Origin of the sequence: Paenibacillus rhizosphaerae (genome assembly GCF_014192015.1) — a bacterium.
Classification (GTDB): domain Bacteria; phylum Bacillota; class Bacilli; order Paenibacillales; family Paenibacillaceae; genus Paenibacillus_AQ; species Paenibacillus_AQ rhizosphaerae.
The window spans coordinates 1-17,898 of the sequence record NZ_JACHXJ010000004.1 but is presented as its reverse complement, the minus strand read 5'-3'; the positions used below and the strand labels follow the sequence as shown (position 1 = coordinate 17,898).

Below are 17,898 nucleotides of genomic sequence, written 5' to 3'. Positions count from 1 at the left end.
AATGGGTCTATTAGATATTCTCCGTAAATGGCCGGAAAATATCATTGCTTTCTTCATCCAGTGAGCATACGCTGTCGATCCGCTTGACGTTGCGGCTCACCGTGGAGACCGAAACGCCATAGCGCTGGGCCACCTCCTGGTAAGTCAGGGCACGTCCGTGCTTCTTGGCCGTCAAATATTCCAGCGCCGCCGACCAGCCCTCCGCCTGCCTGATGAGAGGCGTCTCGGGATACAGCTTATTGATAAACTGGTGCCATAATTGCTGAACATGGTTTTTCTGTGCGTGGTCAGCCACCGTTTCCATGCTTTTCAATGCCTTGTCGACGACAGACTGCAGCGTCCCGTTCCACTTGGGCAGACCCGCAGCCACTTCACGGTAAGCCGCTACTTCGGCGGCCGCTCCGGGAAGTTCAGAGCTCTCCACCCCGAGATCCCGAAGCACCCGGCGCGCTTCAGCTTTGAGCTCGCCCAGAACGTCAGGATCTTCAAGGAAGGTCATCAGCGTCTCCTTGACTTCGTCATCGGCAATCCAGGCCAAAGCACGGATGACCTGCAGCTTGGTACCGGAATCTCCGTATCGGAGCGCCCAGGAGAAGGAAGACCGGATCAGCGGGTTGTGCTTGATTTCCTCACACATACCCTCCCCGTCCTTCTCCCACCGCTTCAATTGCTCTTCAAAGGGCAGATGATATTGGTAGCTGAGCTTGACGCTTCCGCCGAAGCCTTCCTTCAGCTGGTCCAGATAAAACCGGGGAATGCCCGATTCCGGGTCCAGCTTCATGGCAGTACTCCAGTAACGGCCCGCTTCCTTGCTCCTGCCGCTGTTATAAGCGGCGACCGCCGTGTAATGGTACAGGCTCGGATCACCGTTGATCTCGTCATCCTTCAGCAGGCGGCGGAAATGACCATAGGCCGCTTCATGACGTCCCAGAATGCCCATCGTCGTCGCGAGCTTGAATACATGCTCCTGGTGAAAAGGAACCGTTACCTCCAGCATCTTCATCAGGCCATCTAATGCTTCAGTATCCCCTTCATGCTGGTAAAAAACCGCCAGGTTGCACAGTCCGTGCAAATTTCCCGGCTCCAGGGACAGCACTTCGCCGATGGTCTCCTTGGCTTTGCGGAACAAGCCCATGTAATAATAAGCAAGGGACAAGTTGTTGCGCGCCGCAAGAAAGTCGGGGTCTTCCTTCACGATGCCTTCCAGCAGCTCGGCTGCCTGGGCAAACTTCCCTTCTTCCATCAGGGACCGCGCGCGCTCGTGCTCCACGATGCCCCCGCGGCTCTTGATCCGGCTCAGCTTGGTCGGCCGCTTCAGCTCATACTGAAGCAGCTCCATCATTTCTTCCGCTTCGTCCAAAAATTGCCCGGCCGGGTCCTCCTCCAAATACGTGACCAGCGCGCGTTCCGCTTCCTCAAAGTTCTCCATGTTGGCGTAATTGTTGGCCATATAGAAGTAACACTCTGTCATGGTCGCATCCACATGCTCCAAAATGTGCGCAAGAACGGCGTTTGATCCTTCATAATCGCCCATCTCTGATAATATACCCGCCATATTGCAATGATTCACCGGATTTTCCGGTTCATATTCAACAGCTCTGCGAAAATATCGTAATGCCTTATCGTATCGGTGCCGGTCCAGAGACCGAACCGCTCGTTCAAAAAAGAAATTGGCATCCATTTGAATGGGTATTACTTTTTGGTGTAGGTCCTCCGCCCGCAGATGGTAATCGTTCATTCCTAAGCAAGGCACCTCCTTGATTGCTAGACAGAGCGAACTGAAGCCACCGCTTCGACCCACTTGAATCAGGGCGTACATACGCTGAACATTAAGTTCAATCTATCCAGAACAGTATACCATAAGATGCAAGGGGCATCTAAGGCATAATCTACTATAAGAAAAATGTACATCGACGTACATTCTTAGAAGATAGACCGCGCTTAACGGAAATTTTACAAACCACGTTTATCCCCCGCAAAAGCGCAAAAAGACCCCGGGGCAGCTATACCCCGGCGTCCTTGAATAAAGTGGCGATCGACCCGCCCTCGATAATAATCCGTGTGGCCCGCGCCAGCATCGGCGCAATCGTCAAGATGTGCAGCTTCTCCGGCCGCGCCTCCGGGATGGCGATCGAATCGGTCACCACGATCTCCCGGATATGGGGATGGTCGAGCCGCTGCAGCGCGTCGCCCGAGAACAGGCCATGCGTGGCGCATACGATCGCTTGGGACGCCCCGCGTTCCTTCAGGCCCTCGACCACATTGACGATCGTCGATCCCGTATCGATCAAATCCTCGATAATGATCGGCGTCCGTCCCTTCACATCACCGATGACATGCGTAATGACGGACTCGTTATGCGCAGGTCTCTTCTTGATCATGATCGCAAACGGGGAATCGAGGTGATTCGCCAGCTTCTCCGCGGTGGATGCCCTTCCGGCGTCCGGCGACACGATGACCGGCCGGTCGATTTGAAGCGATTTCAAATGATCGCTGATGAGGTCCAGCGCTGTGAGATGGTCGACGGGTATATTAAAAAAGCCCTGAATAGCAGGCGCATGCAAATCAACGGTAATGACCCGGTTCGCCCCGGCCGTCGTCAGCACGTCCGCCACCATTTTGGCCGTAATCGGTTCGCGCGGTGCGGACTTGCGTTCCTGGCGGGCATACCCGTAGTAAGGAACAATGATGTTCACCGTACGGGCCGAAGCCCTCTTGGCCGCGTCTATCATGACCAGCAGTTCGACGAACAGTTCATTAATGGGATGGGACAGGGACTGCACGAGGAAGACGTCGCAATTGCGGATGCTTTCCTCATAGTTCACATAGATTTCCCCGCTTTTGAAACGGGAAAGCTTGACGCTGCCCAGCTCCGCACCCAGCATGTCGCAAATTTTTTCAGTTAGAACAGGATTCGATGATCCGGAAAAAATACGCAGCTTATGTTGCATACGACCCTCCTGATAACCCGTCTTCTATACTTAGATTATACATCGGTTCGCTCCCGGAATGAAATCGCGCCGATGAGTCCGGCGGAAAAAATGTTTCCGTCCCTATCATCGGCGCCACTTCAAACGGCTCTAAGCCCGCAGCAGACCGTACACTTACAAGGCTGCTTATACCTCCAACGGAATCCGGCTGCGCTTCCGCCCCTCAAAAACAACAAGTTCGCGGAAGCCAACCTCCCAGAGCATGCTCCTAGCAGCTTCCAGGTTCTCGCCCAGCTTGAGCGGATCATGAGCGTCTGATCCCACCGTAAGCGGAATGCCCAGCCGATGGGCCTCCTCCAGCATACGCCGGGACGGGAACATTTCCGCGCATGGCTTGGACAAGCCCGACGCATTCAGCTCCATCGCCACGCCGCTGGCCGCGACAGCGGCAAGAACGGCGTTTTCCAGCGCTTCTACTTGGCTCGCCGCCTCGGGGCCTGGACGGTACCCGAACCGCTTGATCACGTCCAGATGGCCCATAATGTCGTAAAAGCCGGTGGCGGCCGCCTTTTTCACCGCATCGTAATACGTTTCGTATACCTTGAGGACATCCTTGCCTTCCCAGCCTTGCACCTGACGGTGGTCCGTAATGTCCCATTCGCCCAAAAAGTGCACCGAGCCAATGATGTAATCCCAAGGGTATGCGTTCACGATCTTCTCGATTTCGGCCTCATAGCCCTCGATATAGTCGCCCTCCAGGCCGACCCGAATGTCGATTTGGCCGCGGTAACGCTCCTTCAAAGACAGGCACTCCTCCACATATCGCGGAAGCTCTTCCATCGGCATCGCCATCTCCGGGTAATACGAAGCCGGGTCCACATGAAGCAGCGGCATATGGTCGGACAAACCGATCTGTCCCAGCCCGATCTCAACCGCGCGGCGCACATATTCCTCGAGTTTGCCTACCGCATGGCCGCACCGGACATGGTGGGTATGATAATCGATGTACATGGCGGCTTCCCCCTAATCCCGGCGGGGGCGCTCGTGACGGCGGTCCAGCTCGGCCATAATATCATCCAGGGGCAGCTTGCGTTCCTGCAGCAGCACCAAAAGGTGATAGATCAGGTCGCTGACCTCAAGGCGCAGCTCGTCGTTGTCCTTGTTTTTGGCCGCGATGATCGTCTCTGCGGTTTCCTCGCCGACCTTTTTCAGGATTTTATCGACGCCTTTGTCAAAAAGATAGGTCGTATACGCGCCTTCCGGACGCTCTTTCTCGCGTTCCGCGATCACCTGCTCGAGCTCCTCCAGCACCGCAAAGCGGTGTCTTCCTTCGTCCGCCGCGTCGGTGCCGGCTGATAGCCCCTGTCCCGGAACGGCAATGCCGCGGTAAAAGCACGTTTCCTCGCCGGTATGACACGCCGGACCCTTCGGATGTACCAGGAACAGCAGCGTATCCCCGTCGCAGTCATAGCTGGCCGACACAATGCGCTGGGTGTTGCCCGACGTCGCTCCCTTGTTCCACAGCTCCTGCCGCGAACGGCTCCAGAACCAGGTCTCCCCGGTTTCGATCGACCGCTTGAGCGATTCTTCGTTCATATAAGCCATCATCAGCACTTTGCGTGTTGTGGCGTCCTGAATAATGGCGGGCACGAGGCCGGCCTCGTCATAACGGATTTGTCCCTGCATCTGCTCCAGGGAGAACTGCTGTATGTTGCTGCTCATCGGATTTCAACCCCTTTTTGCTTTAAGTCCTGCTTTAATTCCGGTATCGATATTTCCTTGTAGTGAAAAATGGTCGCCGCCAGCCCAGCGTCCGCCTTCCCCTGCGTGAAGACTTCGGCAAAATGCTCCTTCGTTCCCGCTCCGCCTGAAGCGATCACCGGAATTCGGACAGCGTCTGCAACGGCCGCGGTGAGAGGAAGGTCAAAGCCGTCCTTCGTGCCGTCAGCGTCCATGCTCGTCAGCAAAATCTCTCCCGCTCCGAGGGCTTCGGCTTCCTTCACCCAGTTCAGCGCCCGGATGCCCGTCGCTTTGCGTCCGCCGTGCGTGTAGACCTCCCACTCGCCCCAAGCCTCGTTAAACTTGGCGTCGACGGCCACAACGATGCACTGCGAGCCGAACCGGCGCGCCCCTTCCGATACGAGCTGGGGATTCAGGACGGCCGCCGTGTTAATGCCGATTTTGTCCGCACCGGCACGCAGAATCCGCTTCATGTCATCGACATGGGAAATACCGCCGCCCACGGTGAATGGAATCGCGATTTCCCCTGCGGTTTTCCGCACGACCTCCACCATGGTGGCGCGTCCTTCCACCGACGCCGAAATATCCAGGAATACCAGCTCATCGGCGCCTTCCTTGTCGTACAGCGCCGCCAGTTCCACCGGATCGCCCGCGTCCCGCAAATTTTCAAAATTAACACCCTTCACCACACGGCCGTCCTTAACGTCCAGGCAGGGAATGATTCGTTTTGCCAGCATGGGCCTCGCTCCCTCTCTTTTCGTGCTCACATGGTAGTTTCCCTACCGGTGATTCCTTTATATCTGCAAAAGAGAGCTTTTCGCTCTCTTTATCACTTAAGCTTGTTCAGCGATTCGCCGCAGCGCATCCGTAAGCTGAATGCTGCCCGTGTACAGCGCTTTTCCGACGATGGCTCCGCCCACACCGTCGCCGCGGTGCCCGCTGAGGTTCAGCAGGTCCTCGGTGACCGTCACGCCGCCCGACGCGATCACGGTGCGTCCGCTGGCCTTGGCCAGCGATACGATGGCCTCGACGTTCGGCCCCTGCATCATGCCGTCGCGGGAGATATCGGTAAAGATAAACGTTTCCGCTCCTTTGGCCGCCAGCTCCTTAGCGAGTTCCTCTGCCTTAACCTCCGATGTCTCCAGCCAGCCGCGGGTCGCGACATAACCGTTCCGCGCATCGATACCGATCGCCACGCGATCACCATAGGTGCCGAGCACCGCCTCAGTGAAGGCGCGGTCCTCGATCGCCGCCGTGCCGATAATGACCCGGCTTACGCCAAGGCCCAGCAGGCGCTTCACGTCGTCCAAGGTGCGCAGTCCGCCCCCAACTTGAACGGGGACTTGAACGCCTTTGGCAATGGCTCCAATGACCTCGTCGTTCACCGGGCGTCCTGCCTTGGCGCCGTCCAGATCCACCAAATGAATATAGGCACCGCCCTGCGCTTCCCAAGCCTTGGCGGCCTCGAGCGGGCTGTCGTTATAAACCGTTTCCTGATTGTAATCTCCTTGAACCAGCCGTACGCACTTGCCTCCGCGAATATCGATGGCCGGATAAATGATAAATGAAGACATCGTTCTCCCCGCTTTCCTGTTATTCCGCGCCGGGTCCGGAAGGTGTTAGACCTTCGCTCCCGCCAGCCGCAAAAAGCTGTGCAGCAGCTGTACGCCCAGCTCGCCACTCTTCTCTGGATGAAACTGCATGCCGTATACCGACCCCCGGCCCACGATTGCGGTGACCGGGCGGCCGTAATCTGTTACCGCCAGCAGATCGGCGGGTTCGTCCGGCAGCACATGATATGAGTGGACAAAGTACACATGGCCCTCCGTTAGGCCGGCTAAGAGCGGGCTGTCCTTTTGCACAAACTGCAGCCGGTTCCAGCCCATGTGCGGCACCTTCAGTTCCCCGTCCGGGAAACGGACGACCTGGCCCGGCAAGATGTTCAGCCCTTCGTGATGGCCATGCTCTTCGCTGCTGCTGAACAGCAGCTGCATCCCAAGGCAGATGCCAAGCAGCGGCTTGCCGCCCTCAGCAGCCTCCCGGACTACTCGGTCAAGCCCGGTCTCGCGCAGGTGCTCCATCGCGTCGCCGAACGCGCCAACGCCGGGCAGGATGACACCGTCAGCCCCAAGAATGGCTTCGCGGTCGCCCGTCACAAGCGCCTCGGTGCCAAGGCGTTCGACGGCCTTGCTGACGCTGTGCAGGTTGCCCATGCCGTAATCCACAATGGCGATCGTCACGGTTACAGCACTCCTTTCGTTGATGGAACCCCCGTAACCCGCGGATCAATGCTGGTCGCCTCATCCAGCGCGCGTCCCAACGCCTTGAAGACCGCTTCGATCATGTGGTGCGTGTTCTGGCCGTAATGAACGATGACATGCAGCGTGATGCGTGCCTCCAGCGCCAGCTTCCACAGAAACTCATGCACCATCTCGGTGGAGAAGCTTCCGACTTGGCTGGAAGGATACTCCGCCCGATACTCGAAATGCGGACGATTGCTCACGTCGATCACGACCTGAGCGAGCGCCTCGTCCATCGGAATGAACACGTTCGCGTAGCGCTTGATGCCCCTTTTGTCGCCAAGGGCTTCCCTTAATGTCTGGCCGAGGCAGATGCCGATGTCCTCCACCGTATGGTGGTCGTCAATCTCGATGTCGCCCTTGGCCGTCACCTTCAAATCAAACTGGCCGTGCTTCGTAAACAGGTCCAGCATATGATTCAGAAACGGCACATCCGTTTCCAGTTCGGATACCCCGGTGCCATCCACGCCAAACGTCAGCTGAATGTCAGTCTCGTTCGTTTTGCGGCTGATGCTTGCACGGCGTTCGCTGCCTTGATTAGCCATTTTTCTAGTCTCTCCCTTCGATTTCACGTTTCAACCGAACCTCAATGGCCCGGGCGTGTGCTTCCAGCCCCTCGCCGCGCGCCAGCTCCATAATCGCTTCGCCGTTCTTCAGGAGCGCTTCCTTACTGTAGTAGATCATGCTGGATTTTTTAATGAAGTCATCGACATCGACCGGCGAAGAAAACCGGGCCGTGCCGTTTGTCGGAATGATGTGGTTGGGTCCGGCAAAATAGTCCCCTACCGGCTCCGAGCTGTACGCTCCGAGGAAAATCGCCCCGGCATTCTCGATCAGCCCGACGATCGCCATCGGATCCTGGACCATCAGCTCCAGGTGCTCCGGCGCCAGCCGGTTGACGACCGATATGCCTTCCTTCAGCGACTCCACCACGATGATGGCTCCGTAGCCCTCCACCGATGCCGCCGCGATATCCCGGCGGGGCAGGCTCTCGAGCTGCCGCTTCACCTCGGCAGCGACCGCGTCCGCCAGCTGCCGCGAAGGCGTCACCAGAATCGCAGACGCCATTTCGTCATGCTCGGCCTGGGATAACAGGTCGGCTGCCACGAATTCGGGGTCGGCCTGCTCGTCGGCCAGCACGACGATTTCGCTTGGACCGGCGATGCTGTCGATGTCAACCGCACCGTACACTTCCCGCTTGGCCAGCGCAACGTAAATATTGCCAGGCCCGCAGATTTTATCCACCGGCGCGATCGTCTCCGTGCCGTACGCCAGCGCCGCGATGGCCTGGGCGCCGCCAACCCGGTAAATTTCATGGACGCCGGCTTCCGCGGCCGCCACCAGAATATACGGGTTGATGCCTTCTTTCCCGCCCGTCGCCGGCGGTGTCACCATGACGATCTCCGGAACGCCCGCTACCTGGGCGGGAATCACATTCATCAGCACGGACGACGGATAGGCCGCTTTCCCGCCCGGCACGTAGACGCCAACCCGCTTCAACGGGCGGATGATTTGCCCCAGAATGCTGCCGTCCGGCTGCAAATCCATCCAGGAGTTTCTTTTCTCTCTTTCGTGGAACGCGCGAATGTTACGCGCCGCAGCCGAAATCGCTTCGACGAACGATGGCTCGACCTTCGTGTAGGCCGCCTTCAACTCCTCTTCGGTCACGCGCAGCCCGGCTGATGTCAGCTTCGTGCGGTCGAGTTCTTCCGTGTACCGGAGCAGAGCTGCATTCCCCTCCTGCTTAACATCCTGCACGATCCGTTTGGCGGCCGCATTCTGCTCCGGCGTGCCGTACTCGACCTCCCGTCGCAGATCAAAATCCTCAACCGGTACGATTTTCATTCCATTCTCCCCCTCTGCTATCCCTTCGCCATCCACTCTGTCTGGCTTTGTCCGACTATACCGAAGTGGAAATCACTTTCTGAAGCCGGTCGCAGAGCGACTGGATTTGCCCGTTCTTCATCCGGTAGCTCACCCGGTTGGCCACCAGGCGGCTCGTAATTTCAAAGATGCTGTTCATTTCCACCAAACCGTTTTCCCGCAGCGTCTGCCCGGTTTCGACCATATCGACGATCCGGTCGGAGAGGCCGATAAGCGGCGCAAGCTCAATGGAGCCGTTCAGCTTAATCACCTCGACTTGCTGCCCCTGCTCGCGGAAGTACTGCGAGGCCACATTCGGGTACTTCGTCGCCACGCGCTGCTGAATGCCCGGCTTCCAGTCGGGCAGCCCAATCACGGACATCCGGCATCGGGCGATGCCTAAATCCAGCAGCTCGTAGACATCGCGATTTTCCTCCATCAGTACGTCCTTGCCGACGATGCCAATGTCCGCAGCACCGTATTCAACGAAGGTCGGCACATCCACCGGTTTCGCCAGGATAAATTCCATGTCCAGGTCCGGCAGCGGAATGACCAGCTTGCGCGACTCATCGACCTCTTCCGGTATCGGAAGACCGGCTTCACGGAACAATGCCGACGCTTTTTTATAGATCCGCCCTTTCGGCATCGCTACTTTTAAAGTTTCTGCCAACGTTCTCCCTCCTGCTTCTAATTGTTGATCTTTCTTCATTCGCTGCTTATGTTTTTCTTTTCCTCCGGGTGGGTTCCTACTACCCCGCACTTCCGCCAAAAGTGATGACCTCTCCGTACACTTGGCTGGCCGCCACTGTATCCGCGGTGACCGGGTCGCTATGGTCTCCGTCGATCAGCAGGGTGACGACCGACCGTCCCTCCGCACGCATTCTCGCCGCCTCTGCCAGGCCTTCCTTGCGATGAGCCGCGTCATAACGGACGAGGACAGGCAGCCCGGCCGCTTCCTGCACGCTGTTAACGCCATCCAGAATACGGTTCGTTTTCAGCGCAAATCCCGTTGCCGGAACGTCACGTCCAAACTGCTTCAGCAGATTGTCGTACCGGCCGCCGCTGCAGACCGGAAAGCCAAGCTCGGATGCGTAGCCTTCAAACGTCATTCCCGTATAGTAAGAAAAGTCTCCGATCATCGTCAGATCGATGAGCACATGCTCCGACACACCGTACGCTTCAAGCACTTCCCATACTTTGCACAAATGGCTGATAGATGCTCTTGCGAGTGGATGACCGCTCAGTTCCAGCGCCTGATCGCAAATTCCCTGGCCTCCGCGCAGACGGAGAAGTCCTTCGAGCCCATTTCGCTGTTCATCCGTTACACCCAGCTCGCTGATCGTTTTGCGGAAACCGACGAAGTCACGGCTGAGCAGGCCCTCTTTCAGCGACTGCTGTGCTTCGGTTGATCCAGGTAGGATTTCATCAAACAACCCGTTGAGAAATCCGACGTGGCCCATGGCGATTTTAAAAGAAGACACTCCTGCCGCCTTCAAAGACTCGATCGCCAGCGCCACGACCTCAGCATCCGCTTCGGGCGAATCGTCACCAACGAGCTCGACACCGGTCTGAAAAAACTCCGCTTCCCGTCCGGCTTCTTCCTCGATGGCACGGAACACGTTCGCGTGGTAAGACAGCCGGATGGGCAGAGGCTCTTCCTTCAACAACGAGGAAATCACCCGGGCGATCGGAGCCGTCATATCCGAACGAAGCACCAGTGTGGTGCCCCGGTTATTCAACAATTTAAACAGCTTGCGGTCTGACGTGGAGCTCGCCACGCCTACCGTATCGTAATATTCCATCGTCGGCGTCATGATTTGCCGGTAACCCCAGCGGCTCATGCAGTCGAGCACGTCGCGCTCGATCCGGCGCAGCTTGGAGACGGCATAAGGCACATAATCGCGGACGCCTGAAGGCTTTTCAAAACCTTTCGGTTTGGTCACGTCCCATCACCTCAAACAATTTATATTTCTTTATCACATTAAAGTGCTACCATACTACCAAAGTAAAGAATAATGGCTATATTAACACGAAAAGGCAGATTCGTCAATGTCATACGTTTCACTCCCGATGGCTTTGCCCCGGCTTGATACAAAAAAAACATTCAAAATCCAAGCTTTTGAATGTTTTTCGTATGTGCGCCCGCTGCCTTCAATCCGATGCTGACACTGACGGGGGCTGCTCGTCCTCCTCCGTCTTCGAAGCTGAACGTCTTAGCTCACGCAGCGGGTTCCCGCCGACGAAGGCACCTGCCGGTACGCTCTTGTGCACAACAGACCCGGCGGCGATGACAGCCCCGTCCCCAATCGTGACTCCCGGCAAAATGGTCGTGTTCGCTCCGATCAGCACATTGCTGCCGATCAGGACTTGTCCCAGCCGGTATTCCTTAATCAGATATTCGTGTGCGAGAATCGTTGTGTTGTATCCGATCACCGAATTGTCCCCGATGGTAATGTTCTCCGGAAAGAATACGTCCACCATGACCATCAGGCCAAACGCGGCATGCTCTCCCACCTTCATCCCCAGCAGGTGACGGTAGATCCAATTCTTTAACGGAAGAATGGGGCAGTACCGGGCCACTTGAATGCATATGAAATTTTTAACCCCTTTCCAAGGGCTGACCGTTCTATAGATTTGCCACAGCGCGTTCGGGCCTTCGACCGGGTAACGGGTCACGTCTCTGCTCACAATCGCCTTACTCCTGTTCCACCAAGGAATATAAATCGGTCATATCGTGCAGTATGTAATCTGGATTGTACTCGCGGAGCACCTTCTCGCCTTTCAGCGACCAGGCAACCCCGGCAGACCTGGCGCCTGCCGCCTTGGCGGATTGAATATCCACCGGGCTGTCCCCGACCATCAAGGTTGCTGCGGGATCCGCTCCAAGCTGGCGGATGGCCGTCAGCACCGGTTCTGGATGCGGTTTAGGATGCTCGACGTCCATCACCGTCACGACAGCCTTCATATACTTGTCCAGCCCGAACATCTCCAGCACCCGGAACGTCCCCGGCTTGTTTTTGGTGGTCACAACCCCCATCGTAATGCCACGCCGATGCAGTTCCTCAATGACTTCCAGCACATGCGGAAAGGGCTGCACCATCTCGTCGTGATGGGCGTCGTTATACGTCCGGTAAGCCTTGTGAAAATGAGTCACGTCCTCGCTCCCCGAGAAAAACTGGAGCTGCTGTTCCAGCGTCATTCCCATTTTCGGAATGATCACTTCCCGGGTCAGGGGAGTCGGGATATGCTTCTCCAGTACATGCATAAACGAGCTGATAATCAATTCGTTCGTATCAATAATCGTTCCGTCCAAATCAAACAGTACGGTATCCATCATGCTGTCGTTACTCCTTTTTGTCCTCCACTATGGCGTTCTCCTCGCGGCGGTCGGGGGTGGCAGCAGCCTCCACTTTAGTATCATGATCCAGCGCGGTTGCTTCCGGTACTGAATCTTTCGGCGCTTTCGTCGAGACGATCGGATCCAGATAGTGCTCCTTCGCCTGTCCGGTTGTACGGCGCACGATGATCAATACGATGGCAACGATAATAATCAGGATCGCCAGCAGCTGGGAAATGCGGACATTTCCGTAATTCGGGTCAAGCGCACCATGCTCGAATCCCATCCATTCCATCGGTTTCCATAAACCGTTAACCATTGATGCCAGCCATTCCGGACCTTTAAAGGCAAGGCTGTCCGTCCGCAGTCCTTCGATAAAGAACCGCCCGATCGAGTACCATATAAAATAAGAAAGGAACAATTCGGCCGCACGCAAAAATCTTTGCCGGCGGAGAATAAACAAAATAATGATGCCCACCAGGCTCCATAACGATTCGTACAGGAAGGTTGGATGGTGGTATACACCCTCAACGTTCATCTGGTCTACGATAAAAGAAGGCAAATGCAGATTGTTCCGCAGGAAAAATTCATTTACCGGCCCGCCGTACGCTTCCTGATTCACATAGTTGCCCCAGCGCCCGATCATTTGTCCCGTCAGCAAGCTGGGTGCACAAATGTCGGCAATGCGCCAGAAGTTGTATCCTCTGTAACGGAAATAAATGATCGCGCAAATGATCGCCCCGATCAGCGCACCGTAGATGGCAATCCCGCCGTTCCATATTTTAAAAATGTCCAGCAGGTTATTCTTGTAATCGTCCCACATGAAGGCCACGAAATAGATCCGCGCCCCGATAATAGCCGACGGTACTCCGAGCAGCAGCAAGTCCATAAAAAATTCAGGCATAATGCCGAATCTTCTGCCTTCCCGGATGGCCAGGAGGAGGCCTACCAGCGCCCCCAAGCCCAGGATCAGACCATACCAGTGAACCGACAGGGATCCAATCGAGAAAGCGATCGGATTAATTAGCAATGTAGCCATGTATCCACTCTCCTAGTCCATATCGTCCATATCTTCTGCAATGGTGGCTGTGAGCTTATTCGTAAACTGCAGGGCCGCATTCAGACCCATTTGCTTCAGCCGGTAATTCATGGCCGCCACTTCGATGATGACCGCAAGGTTACGTCCCGGACGTACCGGAATGGTCACGAGTGGAATGTCGGTATCGATGATTTTGGTCGTTTCTTCATCCAGCCCGAGCCGGTCGTACTGCTTATCCTGCTGCCAGGCCTCGAGCTTCACGACAAGCGTAATCCGTTTGTTGTTCCGGATAGCCCCTGCTCCAAACAGAGTCATGACGTTGATGATCCCGACACCGCGGATCTCCAGCAGATGGCGAATCAGCTCAGGGGCCGATCCGTGCAGCTGAAAGTCTGAGGTCTGCCGGATTTCCACCGCATCATCAGCGATCAGCCGGTGGCCCCGTTTGACCAATTCCAGCGCGGTTTCACTTTTGCCGATGCCGCTGCTGCCGGTAATTAGCATGCCTACCCCATAGACGTCGCACAGTACGCCATGAATGGTAGTGGTCGGCGCCAGCCTTCTCTCCAGAAAGCCGGTAATCCGGCTGGACAGGATTGTCGTCGCCATATTGCTCCGCAGGATGGGCAGGTCCTTTTCCTGGCTAAAATGGATCAATTCCTCGGGCACTTCCAGCCCTCTCGTAACAACGATACAAGGCGTTTCCTCGCTGCTGCACAGGCGTTCCATCCGTTCTTTCCGTTCTTCTGCCGTAAGCATGGCAAAAAAGGCCAGCTCGGTTCGTCCCAGCAGCTGCACCCGTTCCTCAGGATGATATTCAAAATAACCTGCCATTTCCAGACCCGGTCTGTTTAAATCGTCTGTCGTGATGGCCCGTCTCAGGCCGTGTTCCCCTGAAATGACCTCCAGCTGAAATTGCTGGACCAATTCAGATACTCTTACTTTCTTAGCCATTTCACGTCTCCCTTTCTATCAGCTGGCTCTTCTGTCAGCCGACTGCCGCCGGTCAAACCATGAATTTTCTAATGTACCCATCGTAAATGATATTTCCCATGAATGCAATGTCAGCCGCCTATTCGCTCCAAATACAAAAGAGCCGCCCGAAAGGGCGGCTCTTCATCTTCAGGCATTCCGCCTGGAATTAGTCAGCCAACAATACGTTCAGCTCAGACTCTTTGTCAAAGATATGAATTTTGTTCATGTCGACAGCCAAGCGTGCGCTGTTGCCTTCACGAGTCGTAGAACGTCCGTCTACGCGGGCGATAACGGTATCGTTACCCAATCCGCTCAGGTAGAGGAGCATTTCGTGACCCAAGTTTTCTGTTACGTCCACATGGGCTGTGAAGATCGTATTCGGAGAAGCTTCCAGGAATACAGGCTCTTCATGAATATCTTCCGGACGAACGCCCATGATCACTTCTTTGCCGATGTAGCCTTTGCTCTTCAGGATTTGCGCTTTACCGCCTGGAACTTCTACATCAAGTCCTTGGGACTTGAAACGTACAGAACCGTTGGACTCGCTGAGTGTTCCGGTAATAAAGTTCATGGTAGGCGATCCGATAAAGCCGGCAACAAACAGGTTGTTTGGATTGTTGTACAGTTCTTCCGGAGAAGCGGCTTGTTGAATAATGCCGTCCTGCATAACCACGATACGGTCACCCATCGTCATGGCTTCCGTCTGGTCATGTGTTACGTAAATACAAGTGGTTTCAAGGCGTTTCACCAGTTTAGTGATTTCCGCACGCATCTGACCACGAAGTTTAGCGTCCAAGTTGGAAAGCGGTTCGTCCATCAGGAAGACTTGAGGATCACGCACGATCGCACGTCCCAAGGCAACACGCTGACGTTGACCACCGGAAAGGGCCTTTGGCTTACGATCCAGCAAATGCTCGATATCGAGGATTCTCGCAGCTTCACGTACACGTTTATCAATTTCATCCTTTTTCACTTTACGCAGCTTCAGACCAAAAGCCATGTTTTGGTATACGTTCATGTGTGGATACAAAGCGTAAGACTGGAACACCATCGCGATATCGCGGTCTTTAGGAGCTACATCGTTCACGACGCGGTCGCCAATGTAAAGCTTACCGTCAGAGATTTCTTCCAGACCGGCGATCATACGAAGCGTCGTAGATTTACCGCAACCGGAAGGGCCTACCAACACCAGAAACTCCTTATCCTTGATATCAAGGTTGATATCCATAACTGTTGCTTTGTCAGAACCCGGATACTTTTTGAAAATATGCTCTAAACGTACACCTGCCATGTGAATTTGCCCCCTTAGTGTATAGTTATGAAATCGAATACATTATGATAGTTATATATTACCCAACATCTCGCAGACTGGCTATACACAATCTGCACAAAAAACCTATTTTCTTTTCGTCACTTTATACAATAGCATCGTCAGCTTTACCAAAACCGCGTCCCCAAAGCTTCTAACGTCCAAATTGGTCTCTTGTTTGATCTTATCGAGCCGGTATAACAGGGTGTTCCGATGAATATATAGACGCTTCGCCGTCTCGCTGACATTGCAATCGAGCTGGAAGAACGTCTCCAGCGTCGACAAGGTCTCATTGTCGCTGAACAATACGCCGTGGTCCCCTGCCTGCTCGAGAAAGCGGCGGCGCTGCTCCATCGGAATGCTGTAGATTAAACGCTCAAGCAGCAGCTCCCACGGAAAATGGACATGCTCCGACACATGAAATGTCCGTCCCAAAAAAATGGTTTCCCGCAGCATGCCTACCGTGCCCGGCAGTGACTTCAAGGGGATGAACGAAGGTGCGGCGGATAGATGAAAAGCCCCAACCCATTCGCTTGCAATCAGCTCATAGAGCCCCATACAGAACGCGGGGAGCATGTCTGTTTCCGATTCCCCGTTATCCTCATCCTTCTCGTCATTGCTGCCGGCCACGAGCTCTTTTCTGGCCAAGATGAGCCACTCGTTGTCACGGAGAGCTGCAAGCACCACCTCTCCGTCGAAGTAGCTGCGCAGCAGCTTTTTCAGCTGGCTTCCCTTAACATCGGAGGCATGGATACTCTCACAAGTCAGCAAAAAGGGAGTCATCTCCACGGAAAGCAAACGCTTTAGTTCCAAATCGTCAGGCAATTCAGCATCGCCGCGTCCCAGATCGAGCTGCTCCTGAATCCATTGACTTAGCCTCTGGAGTTCCCGTTCCTCATCCCCCTGGGCTTCCACGGCATCACCCGTTTGCTCTCTTACCGCAGACAGCAGTACACCGATCAAGCGGGCTACTTCCTCATTGACCCGTTCCGAGCTGGCTTCAATCACGTGTACCCGCCCGTTCTTGATAAACAGCGGGAACCAAACCTTGTCCTCCACCATGACCACATCTCGGAGGCTTCTATGCTCGGTCTGCTTCCCGTTCTTCGTAGAAGCCTTGCCAGACACCGAAACAGGCAAATAAACCGACTCCGACTGCTGTTTGCTCAGCTCCTTCATATGTAACGTTCCGCCTACGACTTGCTCCAACTTGCTTCGTAATGTTTCCATCTCCACCATTGATGTCATCCACCACTTTGCCATTTTTATTAATCATCTTACCATATTCCCATATAAAATCGAAAACTGCACTTCGTATGCACAACAAACAGTACAGTCTAAAAAACAAAAAGACCACCAACCGAAAGGTTAATGGTCTTTGTGATGAGCCATGAAGGACTCGAACCTTCGACACCCTGATTAAAAGTCAGGTGCTCTACCAACTGAGCTAATGGCTCTTACAACTGGTGGAGGCTGATGGATTCGAACCACCGAACTCGTACGAGAACAGATTTACAGTCTGCTGCGTTTGGCCACTTCGCTAAGCCTCCATATAAGGTGGCTCGGGACGGAATCGAACCGCCGACACGAGGATTTTCAGTCCTCTGCTCTACCGACTGAGCTACCGAGCCATACATGCAAAAATAAAGCGGGTGATCTTAATCTTCCCACTTTACGCTGTGGAAATTCACTATGCAATACATCATCTTTAATCTATATCAAGCATATAGATTAAGTAAATAATAATGGCGGGACCGACGGGATTCGAACCCGCGGTCTCCTGCGTGACAGGCAGGCATGTTAGGCCTCTACACCACGGTCCCGCATTATTAGATGGTGCCGGCGAGAGGACTTGAACCCCCAACCTACTGATTACAAGTCAGTTGCTCTACCAATTGAGCTACACCGGCATATGATGGTGGAGGCTGAGGGGATCGAACCCCCGACCCTCTGCTTGTAAGGCAGATGCTCTCCCAGCTGAGCTAAGCCTCCAGGTATGTATGGTAGCGGCGGAGGGGATCGAACCCCCGACCTCACGGGTATGAACCGTACGCTCTAGCCAGCTGAGCTACGCCGCCATACTAAAACTTGCTAAGATGTGATTCAAATGGCGGAGAGAGAGGGATTCGAACCCTCGCACCGCTTACGCAGTCTAACCCCTTAGCAGAGGGTCCCCTTATAGCCACTTGGGTATCTCTCCAAGCACAACCTCGGCATACAAAATGTACAACCAAGAGTAATTTCGAAACACATTCAGGAATTTGACTCCCTGAAAACTAGATACGAAACGAATCTGTGTTTTAATGAATATTTTGGATAAGCCCTCGACCGATTAGTATTGGTCAGCTCCATGCATTGCTGCACTTCCACCTCCAACCTATCTACCTCGTCGTCTACAAGGGGTC

General features: G+C 54.9%; 17 protein-coding genes, 8 tRNA genes and 1 rRNA gene. All 26 read right to left on the bottom strand.

Annotation, left to right across the window (positions count from 1 at the left end):
* Window positions 1–10: 10 nt before the first annotated feature.
* Window positions 11–1,738: a tetratricopeptide repeat protein gene (locus FHS19_RS22220; RefSeq protein ID WP_183584022.1), complete on the bottom strand. Its 1,728-nt coding sequence runs from the start codon at window positions 1,736–1,738 to the stop codon at window positions 11–13.
* Window positions 1,739–2,003: 265 nt separating this feature from the next.
* Window positions 2,004–2,951, bottom strand: a complete 948-nt coding sequence (locus FHS19_RS22215; RefSeq protein ID WP_183584021.1) for a ribose-phosphate diphosphokinase — start codon at window positions 2,949–2,951, stop codon at window positions 2,004–2,006.
* Window positions 2,952–3,116: 165 nt separating this feature from the next.
* On the bottom strand, window positions 3,117–3,941 hold the full coding sequence (gene hisJ, locus FHS19_RS22210; RefSeq protein ID WP_183584020.1) for a histidinol-phosphatase HisJ: 825 nt from the start codon (window positions 3,939–3,941) through the stop codon (window positions 3,117–3,119).
* A gap of 12 nt (window positions 3,942–3,953) precedes the next feature.
* Complete coding sequence (gene hisIE / locus FHS19_RS22205; protein ID WP_183584019.1) at window positions 3,954–4,652, bottom strand: bifunctional phosphoribosyl-AMP cyclohydrolase/phosphoribosyl-ATP diphosphatase HisIE; 699 nt, start codon at window positions 4,650–4,652, stop codon at window positions 3,954–3,956.
* Window positions 4,649–5,407 (bottom strand): imidazole glycerol phosphate synthase subunit HisF, encoded by a 759-nt coding sequence (gene hisF / locus FHS19_RS22200; RefSeq protein ID WP_183584018.1) that lies wholly within the window; start codon window positions 5,405–5,407, stop codon window positions 4,649–4,651. Before hisF ends, hisIE begins: the two co-directional genes overlap by 4 nt.
* 96 nt (window positions 5,408–5,503) lie before the next feature.
* Window positions 5,504–6,244, bottom strand: coding sequence for a 1-(5-phosphoribosyl)-5-[(5-phosphoribosylamino)methylideneamino]imidazole-4-carboxamide isomerase (gene hisA / locus FHS19_RS22195; RefSeq protein WP_183584017.1), 741 nt, complete (start codon window positions 6,242–6,244; stop codon window positions 5,504–5,506).
* A gap of 45 nt (window positions 6,245–6,289) precedes the next feature.
* Complete coding sequence (gene hisH, locus FHS19_RS22190) at window positions 6,290–6,910, bottom strand: imidazole glycerol phosphate synthase subunit HisH (RefSeq protein ID WP_183584016.1); 621 nt, start codon at window positions 6,908–6,910, stop codon at window positions 6,290–6,292.
* Window positions 6,911–6,912: 2 nt separating this feature from the next.
* Window positions 6,913–7,515 carry an imidazoleglycerol-phosphate dehydratase HisB gene (gene hisB, locus FHS19_RS22185; RefSeq protein WP_183584015.1) on the bottom strand — a complete coding sequence of 201 codons (603 nt, stop codon included), beginning with the start codon at window positions 7,513–7,515 and terminating at the stop codon, window positions 6,913–6,915.
* 4 nt (window positions 7,516–7,519) lie between these two features.
* A complete protein-coding gene (gene hisD, locus FHS19_RS22180) occupies window positions 7,520–8,815 on the bottom strand; it encodes a histidinol dehydrogenase (RefSeq protein ID WP_183584014.1) in 1,296 nt (431 codons plus the stop codon).
* Window positions 8,816–8,870: 55 nt separating this feature from the next.
* A complete protein-coding gene (hisG, locus tag FHS19_RS22175) occupies window positions 8,871–9,503 on the bottom strand; it encodes an ATP phosphoribosyltransferase (RefSeq protein ID WP_183584013.1) in 633 nt (210 codons plus the stop codon).
* A 79-nt stretch (window positions 9,504–9,582) separates the two neighbouring features.
* On the bottom strand, window positions 9,583–10,776 hold the full coding sequence (locus tag FHS19_RS22170; RefSeq protein WP_183584012.1) for an ATP phosphoribosyltransferase regulatory subunit: 1,194 nt from the start codon (window positions 10,774–10,776) through the stop codon (window positions 9,583–9,585).
* 208 nt (window positions 10,777–10,984) lie between these two features.
* Complete coding sequence (locus FHS19_RS22165; RefSeq protein WP_183584011.1) at window positions 10,985–11,521, bottom strand: acyltransferase; 537 nt, start codon at window positions 11,519–11,521, stop codon at window positions 10,985–10,987.
* A 7-nt stretch (window positions 11,522–11,528) separates the two neighbouring features.
* The gene (gene ppaX, locus FHS19_RS22160; RefSeq protein ID WP_183584010.1) at window positions 11,529–12,170 is read right to left on the bottom strand and encodes a pyrophosphatase PpaX; all 642 of its coding nucleotides are present in this window, start codon (window positions 12,168–12,170) and stop codon (window positions 11,529–11,531) included.
* Between the two features lie 7 nt (window positions 12,171–12,177).
* Window positions 12,178–13,209, bottom strand: coding sequence for a prolipoprotein diacylglyceryl transferase (lgt, locus tag FHS19_RS22155; RefSeq protein WP_183584009.1), 1,032 nt, complete (start codon window positions 13,207–13,209; stop codon window positions 12,178–12,180).
* Between the two features lie 12 nt (window positions 13,210–13,221).
* Window positions 13,222–14,163 (bottom strand): HPr(Ser) kinase/phosphatase, encoded by a 942-nt coding sequence (hprK, locus tag FHS19_RS22150; RefSeq protein WP_183584008.1) that lies wholly within the window; start codon window positions 14,161–14,163, stop codon window positions 13,222–13,224.
* 187 nt (window positions 14,164–14,350) lie between these two features.
* A complete protein-coding gene (locus FHS19_RS22145) occupies window positions 14,351–15,475 on the bottom strand; it encodes an ABC transporter ATP-binding protein (RefSeq protein WP_183584007.1) in 1,125 nt (374 codons plus the stop codon).
* 105 nt (window positions 15,476–15,580) lie between these two features.
* Window positions 15,581–16,756: a PucR family transcriptional regulator gene (locus FHS19_RS22140; protein ID WP_246426766.1), complete on the bottom strand. Its 1,176-nt coding sequence runs from the start codon at window positions 16,754–16,756 to the stop codon at window positions 15,581–15,583.
* A 121-nt stretch (window positions 16,757–16,877) separates the two neighbouring features.
* Window positions 16,878–16,950: transfer RNA gene (locus FHS19_RS22135), tRNA-Lys, on the bottom strand.
* 7 nt (window positions 16,951–16,957) lie between these two features.
* Window positions 16,958–17,043: transfer RNA gene (locus tag FHS19_RS22130), tRNA-Tyr, on the bottom strand.
* Window positions 17,044–17,051: 8 nt separating this feature from the next.
* Window positions 17,052–17,124, bottom strand: a tRNA-Phe gene (locus FHS19_RS22125).
* A 115-nt stretch (window positions 17,125–17,239) separates the two neighbouring features.
* A tRNA-Asp gene (locus FHS19_RS22120) sits at window positions 17,240–17,316 on the bottom strand.
* Between the two features lie 11 nt (window positions 17,317–17,327).
* Window positions 17,328–17,403: transfer RNA gene (locus tag FHS19_RS22115), tRNA-Thr, on the bottom strand.
* Window positions 17,404–17,409: 6 nt separating this feature from the next.
* A tRNA-Val gene (locus FHS19_RS22110) sits at window positions 17,410–17,485 on the bottom strand.
* 9 nt (window positions 17,486–17,494) lie between these two features.
* Window positions 17,495–17,571, bottom strand: a tRNA-Met gene (locus tag FHS19_RS22105).
* Between the two features lie 30 nt (window positions 17,572–17,601).
* Window positions 17,602–17,693: transfer RNA gene (locus tag FHS19_RS22100), tRNA-Ser, on the bottom strand.
* Window positions 17,694–17,805: 112 nt separating this feature from the next.
* Window positions 17,806–17,898 (bottom strand): 23S ribosomal RNA (locus FHS19_RS22095); the annotation flags it as partial.

Excerpts from the sequence above, each read along its gene's own strand:
- FHS19_RS22220 (WP_183584022.1), bottom strand. The coding sequence starts at position 1,738 with ATGAACGATTACCATCTGCGGGCGGAGGACCTACACCAAAAAGTAATA.
- hprK (WP_183584008.1), bottom strand. The coding sequence starts at position 14,163 with ATGGCTAAGAAAGTAAGAGTATCTGAATTGGTCCAGCAATTTCAGCTG.
- hisJ (WP_183584020.1), bottom strand. The coding sequence starts at position 3,941 with ATGTACATCGATTATCATACCCACCATGTCCGGTGCGGCCATGCGGTA.
- FHS19_RS22145 (WP_183584007.1), bottom strand. The coding sequence starts at position 15,475 with ATGGCAGGTGTACGTTTAGAGCATATTTTCAAAAAGTATCCGGGTTCT.
- hisIE (WP_183584019.1), bottom strand. The coding sequence starts at position 4,652 with ATGAGCAGCAACATACAGCAGTTCTCCCTGGAGCAGATGCAGGGACAA.
- FHS19_RS22140 (WP_246426766.1), bottom strand. The coding sequence starts at position 16,756 with ATGGCAAAGTGGTGGATGACATCAATGGTGGAGATGGAAACATTACGA.
- hisB (WP_183584015.1), bottom strand. The coding sequence starts at position 7,515 with ATGGCTAATCAAGGCAGCGAACGCCGTGCAAGCATCAGCCGCAAAACG.
- hisA (WP_183584017.1), bottom strand. The coding sequence starts at position 6,244 with ATGTCTTCATTTATCATTTATCCGGCCATCGATATTCGCGGAGGCAAG.
- hisF (WP_183584018.1), bottom strand. The coding sequence starts at position 5,407 with ATGCTGGCAAAACGAATCATTCCCTGCCTGGACGTTAAGGACGGCCGT.
- hisD (WP_183584014.1), bottom strand. The coding sequence starts at position 8,815 with ATGAAAATCGTACCGGTTGAGGATTTTGATCTGCGACGGGAGGTCGAG.
- lgt (WP_183584009.1), bottom strand. The coding sequence starts at position 13,209 with ATGGCTACATTGCTAATTAATCCGATCGCTTTCTCGATTGGATCCCTG.
- FHS19_RS22215 (WP_183584021.1), bottom strand. The coding sequence starts at position 2,951 with ATGCAACATAAGCTGCGTATTTTTTCCGGATCATCGAATCCTGTTCTA.
- ppaX (WP_183584010.1), bottom strand. The coding sequence starts at position 12,170 with ATGATGGATACCGTACTGTTTGATTTGGACGGAACGATTATTGATACG.